Genomic DNA, 6,950 nt, shown 5'->3' with positions numbered 1-6,950 from the left:
CTTGTTGCCGCTTTAGCCGGTGGCATGCTAACCGCAGTTGTGGTTGGGCTGTTTAATGGAGTGTTAATTGCTTATGTTGGTGTGTCTCCTATTCTTGCAACATTAGGAATGATGACATTAATCAATGGGTTGAATGTGCTCATTTCAGGAGGAAGCGTCATTTCAGGGTTTCCTCATGCCTTATTGGTGCTAGGAAATGGGACGCTTTGGGGGATCCCGATGCCGCTTATCTTGTTTGTCGTGTTCGCGATTGGGCTTTGGGCGCTGCTCGAACATACCCGTTTAGGCCGAACCATCTATTTGATTGGCTCAAATGAAAAAGCCACCCGTTTTTCTGGGATTAATACAAAAAAGGCCATCTTAGCGGTGTATGTGCTTTCCTCAATCCTATGTTGGGTTGCCGCATTGGTCATGATGGCGAAATTTAACTCAGCCAAAGCAGGGTATGGTGAATCATACCTGTTGATTGCCATCCTCGCTTCCGTGCTAGGTGGGATTAATCCCGATGGTGGTTTTGGGCGAATTATTGGCATTGGGCTGGCCTTGATTGTTCTACAAACCTTGGAAAGTGGCCTGAATTTGTTAGGGGTAAGCAGTTATCTCACGATGGCCCTTTGGGGCGGCATTCTGATTTTATTTATTTTCTTACAAAAGAATAAGGCTTAACGGTGAAATCTATGAGTATTTATTTTATCGGCGTTGATGTAGGCAGTGGTAGCGCGCGAGCTGGGGTGTTTGATGCTCATGGCTGTAAAGTTGGCGAAGCAAAGCGCGACACGCTGATGTTCAAACCACAAGCGGATTTTGTTGAACAATCTTCCGAAAATATCTGGCAATCCGTCTGTCTTGCCGTCAAAGATGCCGTTGCTCAGGCCAATATCGACCCGATCCAAGTGAAAGGAATAGGATTTGATGCCACTTGCTCTTTGGTGGTTTTAGACCCAAATGGTCAACCCTTAACGGTCAGCCCTACTGGGCGTAGTGAGCAGAATATTATCATGTGGATGGATCATCGAGCTATTGTACAGGCTGATCGCATCAATAGAACGCAGCACCCTGTACTGGCGTACGTCGGAAATCGAATTTCACCTGAGATGCAAACTCCCAAGTTACTTTGGTTGAAGCAGCATATGCCGAATACTTGGGCAAAAGCGGGGTATTTTTTTGATCTTCCTGATTTTTTGACTTGGAAAGCCACCTTTGATGCAAGTCGTTCACTCTGTTCAACCGTTTGTAAATGGACTTACTTGGGCCATGAAGGGAAATGGGACAAAAGCTTTTTTAATCAGATCGGCCTTGAAGACTTACTAGCCAGTAATGCGAAAGTGATCGGAGAGCGCATTCTACCGATGGGGCAGCCAGTAGGAGATGGCTTAACCGCTCATGCGGCTTCCGATCTCGGTTTAATTCCGGGAACCGCGGTGGCGACTTCCATCATTGATGCTCATGCAGGGGGAATTGGTGTATTAGGTGCGGCTGGAATGACAGGAGATAAAGCAGACTTTAATCAGCGATTAGCTTTGATTGGTGGCACCTCTTCTTGTCACATGGCCGTTTCAAAAACCGCGCGTTTTATTGATGGCGTCTGGGGAGCTTACTACAGCGCGATGATCCCAGGGTATTGGTTAAATGAAGGCGGGCAGTCTGCTACTGGTGCATTGATTGATCATATGATTACTTCTTATCCCTTGTATCCTAGCGTAAAAGCTCAAGCTGATAAGGTAGGAAAAACCGTCTATCAGATCCTCAATGAACGTCTGCTTGCCTTAGCGGGAAGTAAGGATAACATCGCTTTTCTAACCAAAGATATTCACGTGTTACCGTATTTCCATGGTAACCGTTCACCGCGAGCTAATGCACATCTTACCGGGACGATGACTGGATTAAAAATGTCCCAAACAATCGATGATATGGCATTGCTATATTTAGCGACCATTCAAGGCATTGCGCTAGGAACCCGGCATATCATTGAAGTGATGAATCGTTCAGGTTATGAAATCAACACCATTATGGCCTGTGGTGGCGGGACTAAAAATAGTGTATTTCTGCAAGAACATGCGAATGCCACCGGATGTATCTTCTTGTTACCGGAAGAGAGCGAAGCGGTGATTCTTGGCTCCGCCATGTTAGGCGCAGTAGCCGCTGGGTTTTATAGTGATATTCCTGATGCCATGAATGCGATGAGCCGTATCAGCAAAAGTGTAACCCCACAAACCGAAAAAATTAAACGCTTTTATGAAGTCAAATACACAATTTTCCATAAAATGTATCAAGATGATGCAGAATATAAGCGCCTAATGGCCGATTTCTAATTCGGCAGTTTTAGCAGTTGGGGTGAACGAACGTAGCTAACATCGCTGCAGCTTCAACTAGAAAGGGATATTTACCCCGCTCAAAGCCACAAATAGCATCAAATAACGTTATTTTGTGGCTTTTGCTCTTGTTACTCCAATAACAAACAGCATCGCCATTATGGTGATAAATAAAACTTTCATTTCACTTTTTAGCGGTAGAGTCCCCGGCGTTGACGTGAATTTTTCTATACCGACCCTATCCTGTGTTGCGCTTGAATATCGTACCTTCTCTCATATTCACTCTGATGAATAAGAAATTTTAATGAGCCCTGAACAAAAATGCTGCAATACTCTCAATTTTTAAACGCAAAATAAAAATTTCATTTTATATGATTGTGAAATTATTTTTTCGTTGTTATGGTGTGTTTGTCATTAACAAGAGCTCATTGCTTCCAATTGATCGAGAGCTGCCGGTAACACGACATCGACTCATCACACGATGGAATTCAATGAAAAGATCATAAAAACATCCTGTAGAAGGAGAGTACCCTATGTATAACATTGCTTTGTTTGGCGCTGGCCGAATTGGACAAGTTCATGCGGTTAATATCGCTGAACACAAAGAAACTAGCCTTTATTCCGTCATTGATCCTTATGGTGATGGGGCGACAAAATTGGCTGACCAATATGGCGCTAAAATTCAAACCACAGAACAAGCGTTAGCCGATCCGAATGTGCATGGGGTGCTGATTGCCTCGGCAACGGATACCCATGCTGAACTAATAGAACTTGCCGCACGGGCAGGAAAAGCCATTTTCTGTGAGAAGCCAGTTCATCTCGATATCGAACGAGTTCGTGAATGTTTAGCGACAGTCAAAGAGTATCAAGTTCCTCTCTTTGTTGGATTTAACCGTCGTTACGATCCTCAGTTTCGCAAAGTCCGTGAACAATTGAGCGCCGGTCTGATTGGTAAAGCTGAATCCTTACTGATTACCTCACGCGATCCATCACCACCACCAGCTCAATATGTCAAAGTTTCTGGTGGCATGTTCCGTGATATGACGATTCATGATTTTGACATGGCGCGTTTTATCATGGGAGAAGATCCAGTCTCTATTTATGCCCAAGGCAGTAATCTTGTCGATCCTGAAATTGGTCAGGCGGGGGATATTGATACCGCATTTATCGTGATGAAATTCCCATCAGGGGCGATGGCGACCATTACCAATAGCCGTCGTTCTGGTTACGGTTATGATCAACGGATTGAATTGCACGGCGAAAAAGGCTTATTGCGCGCCAATAATATCCATGAAGATGTAGTGGAAGTTTGGGGCGAGCAAGGGTGTGTGGCAGCCAAACCGGAACATTTCTTCTTACAACGTTATGAAAAAGCGTATCGCGCAGAGTGGCAGCATTTTGTCGATGTATTGTCTGGACGAGCTCAACCAGAATGCAGTGGTTATGACGGCGAGCAAGCATTATTGCTCGCGGATAAGGCGCTGGAATCACTGCATTCAGGACGCGAAATTACACTGTAAATCGTCATTAGCTCACCGTAATCGAGTGGGCTAATTCATCGCCCAGCATGGGGACGTATAAGGGTGCTGGGCGTAATAAAAGCTTTTGGAGGAACCATGCTCGCTTTTATTTCATTTATCGGTTTTACGTTGTTCGTTGCGGGATTTGCTTACTATAAAACTCGTAATGCACACCTCACTGATTCAACCGAAGGTTATTTCCTTGGCGGTCGATCGTTAACAGGGGTTTACATTGGTGGATCCATGTTGCTGATGAACCTCTCGACAGAACATCTTGTCGGACTGAATGGTTTATCCTTTCGAACCGGCTTTATCGTTATGGCATGGGAAGTGATGGCCGCGATGACCATCGTTCTCTTTGCGATTTTCTTTCTACCGCGTTACTTAAAACTGGGGATTTCCACCATTCCTGAGTATTTAGAGAAGCGGTTTGATAAACAAACGCTGACCATTACGTCCATTCTATTCTTAGCCATGTATGTTATTTCACTCTTACCGATTGTACTTTATACCGGCGCAATTGCTTTGGAGAGCTTGTTCCAAGTGTCCAATGTGTTTAGTGTCGATAAAGATACCGCTTTATGGTTGATGGTTTGGGGGGTCGGTACGATTGGGGCAATTTATGCTGTTTTTGGTGGTATTAAAGCCATTGCGGTCGCCGATACCATTAATGGCGTAGGATTAATTACCGGCGGCTTGATGGTTACCTTGTTTGCACTGGCTTACGTTGGTGACGGTAATATCTTGGGCGGTTTAGTGGAAGTGTATCAATCCCATCCTGAAAAATTTAATTCGATTGGAGCTGAAGACTCTATGGTGCCATTTTCAACCTTATTTACAGGGTTGATCGTCTCCAATATGTTCTTCTGGTGTACCAATCAGTCCATTGTACAAAAAGCGCTTGGAGCAAAGAACTTGGCAGAAGGACAAAAAGGGGTTCTACTGTGCGCTTTCTTTAAACTGATGATTCCAAGCATTATCATTTTACCCGGTATCATTGCGTATCATGTGTTCAGTGGCCAGATGGATAATCCAGATCATGCTTATCCTAGCCTCGTGCAATTGGTTTTACCGGAAATGTTGGTCGGTTTCTTTGCTGCCGTAGTCGTGGGAGCGGTGTTCTCCACCTTTAGTGGCGGATTAAACTCTTCAGTTACCCTATTTACCGTCAATATTTTCCAAAAATCGCTTAAACCTGATGCAACGGAAGCCCAAACGGTGTCACTTGGGAAATGGCTAGGACTAAGTTTGGCATTAATTTCTATGATTGTAGCCCCGTTGGTGGCCAATGCGCCAGACGGCTTGTTCTATTTGATCCAGCAGCTACAAGGTTTGTTTAACTCGCCTATTTTAAGCGTGGTATTAGTTGGCTTATTGACTAAGCATGTACCCGCGATAGCAGCAAAACTCGGGTTATTATTTGGCGTATCAGCCTATATCCTATTCAATTTTGTGTTCCAAGTTGATATCCATTTCTTCCACTTAGTTGGGTTATTATTTGTCGCTAACGTTGCCTTTATGTTGACGGTTGGCTACTTCTATCCACAAGAAGATCATGAAGATATCTATACCGAGCAAGTGGATATTACCCCTTGGTCAATGACTCCAGCTGTCGCGGTATTGATCACGCTTTCTTCGGTATCTATGTATGTGTTCCTCGCGCATAATGTGCCCACTTGGATCATGACTGGCTATTATTTATTAGCTGCCGGTTCTTTAGGTTATGTCTTCTGGACGATTTTCCGTGAGTTAATGCGTAGCCCCAGAGCGAAGTTGATCAAAGCTCAGAAAGACGCTCAATAATAACGTATCTCCCTCTTGGCTAACGCCAAGGAAATGCGTCCTCCGCTCAATCTTTTATATTAAGATTGAGCGATTTTCGTTAATCAATAGGGGTTCTCGATGGAAAGTTCATTGTTACCGAATATTGTCAGCTACCTCTCCTCGGTTGATCCTTTTGAGCGGCTTGGTGAACAAGAACAAAATGCATTGGCTGCTGCGGTAGATATACTCTATTTAAAGCAAGGAAAGTGCCTTGCGGGAGAACAAATTGTTGGGCAGGGGTTGTATCTTGTGCGAACTGGAGCGGTCGAGCAATATCATCCCGATGGGACTTTACGTGCTCGGTTAGCTGATGGTGATCTATTTGGTTTTAGCCAGTTATATCGTTCCGGCCAGTGTGACTATCAATTAGTTGCCTTAGAAAATACTTTGTTGTATCGGATCCCTAAGCAGATTTTATTGCAGTTAATGCGCGATAATCCGGCAGTTAGCCACCATTTTTCATCTAAAGAATCGGTTCGATTGGCTCATTCGAATGAGAAATGGTCTGGCGAGGAGGTGTTTTATTTAAAAAGTGTCAAAGAGGTAATGAATCGTAGTGTCGCCAAAGTCCAACCGTGCACTTTAGTTCAAGAGGCGGCACAAATGATGGTCGATAAACACCGTTCCAGTGCCTTAGTGATGGAAGGGGAGCAGCTGGTTGGTATTATAACGGATCGAGATATGACTAAGCGTGTCATTGCGGCAGGCCTAGGGTTGAATGTTCCTGTCAGGCAAATTATGACTCCGGATCCACAAACCATTCAGTCGAATGTGTTAGTTCTTGAAGCAATGGAAATGATGATGCAGCACAACGTGCGTAGCCTTCCTGTATTGGAAGGTCAGCAGGTTGCTGGCGTATTAACGGCCACCAGTTTGACAGAAAAAAGCCATGTGCATGCCGTATTTCTAATCAGTCGAATTTATCGGCAGGAATCGGTTACTGAGTTGGTGAGTATGGTTCCTCAACGACAGGCCGTATTTGACGCATTATTATCTGCCAATGTTGCCCCCAGTATTATACAGCAGATGATGACGCAGATTGCCGATGCCTTTAATAAACGACTGCTACAATTGGCCGAGCGTGAATTCGGAACTGCACCTATGGATTATGCGTGGTTTGTTGCTGGCTCTCAGGCTCGTCAAGAAATGCACCTGAACTCGGATCAAGATAATGGCATTATTTTAGCGAGAGAAGCCAACGATGAAGAGCAACTTTACTTTCAAAAATTGACACAGTTTGTTTGCCATGGGCTGGATGCTTGTGGTTATCGGCTTTGTCCTGGCGATATGATGG

Annotated in this window: 5 protein-coding genes; all 5 read left to right on the top strand. The window is 44.5% G+C overall.

Going from position 1 to position 6,950, the window contains the following annotated elements; genetic code table 11:
• Positions 1-666 (top strand): ABC transporter permease (locus tag B7C60_RS08425; protein ID WP_245868982.1); only part of this gene is annotated, 666 nt, incomplete at its 5' end.
• A gap of 11 nt (positions 667-677) precedes the next feature.
• On the top strand, positions 678-2,312 hold the full coding sequence (locus B7C60_RS08420) for an FGGY-family carbohydrate kinase (RefSeq protein ID WP_099611262.1): 1,635 nt from the start codon (positions 678-680) through the stop codon (positions 2,310-2,312).
• 533 nt (positions 2,313-2,845) lie between these two features.
• Positions 2,846-3,832, top strand: a complete 987-nt coding sequence (gene iolG, locus B7C60_RS08415) for an inositol 2-dehydrogenase (protein ID WP_099611261.1) — start codon at positions 2,846-2,848, stop codon at positions 3,830-3,832.
• Between the two features lie 96 nt (positions 3,833-3,928).
• The gene (locus tag B7C60_RS08410) at positions 3,929-5,635 is read left to right on the top strand and encodes a solute:sodium symporter family transporter (protein WP_099611260.1); all 1,707 of its coding nucleotides are present in this window, start codon (positions 3,929-3,931) and stop codon (positions 5,633-5,635) included.
• A 99-nt stretch (positions 5,636-5,734) separates the two neighbouring features.
• Positions 5,735-6,950, top strand: a 1,216-nt coding sequence (locus tag B7C60_RS08405; protein WP_245868979.1) for a DUF294 nucleotidyltransferase-like domain-containing protein, incomplete at its 3' end; no start/stop codon positions are given.

The organism is Vibrio fujianensis (genome assembly GCF_002749895.1).
Classification (GTDB): Bacteria; Pseudomonadota; Gammaproteobacteria; order Enterobacterales; family Vibrionaceae; genus Vibrio; species Vibrio fujianensis.
This window is presented reverse-complemented; position numbering and strand designations above follow the sequence as displayed.

What these genes read in the sequence shown, in the direction of transcription:
- B7C60_RS08420 (WP_099611262.1), top strand. Translation starts at nt 678, where the DNA reads ATGAGTATTTATTTTATCGGCGTTGATGTAGGCAGTGGTAGCGCGCGA.
- iolG (WP_099611261.1), top strand. Translation starts at nt 2,846, where the DNA reads ATGTATAACATTGCTTTGTTTGGCGCTGGCCGAATTGGACAAGTTCAT.
- B7C60_RS08410 (WP_099611260.1), top strand. Translation starts at nt 3,929, where the DNA reads ATGCTCGCTTTTATTTCATTTATCGGTTTTACGTTGTTCGTTGCGGGA.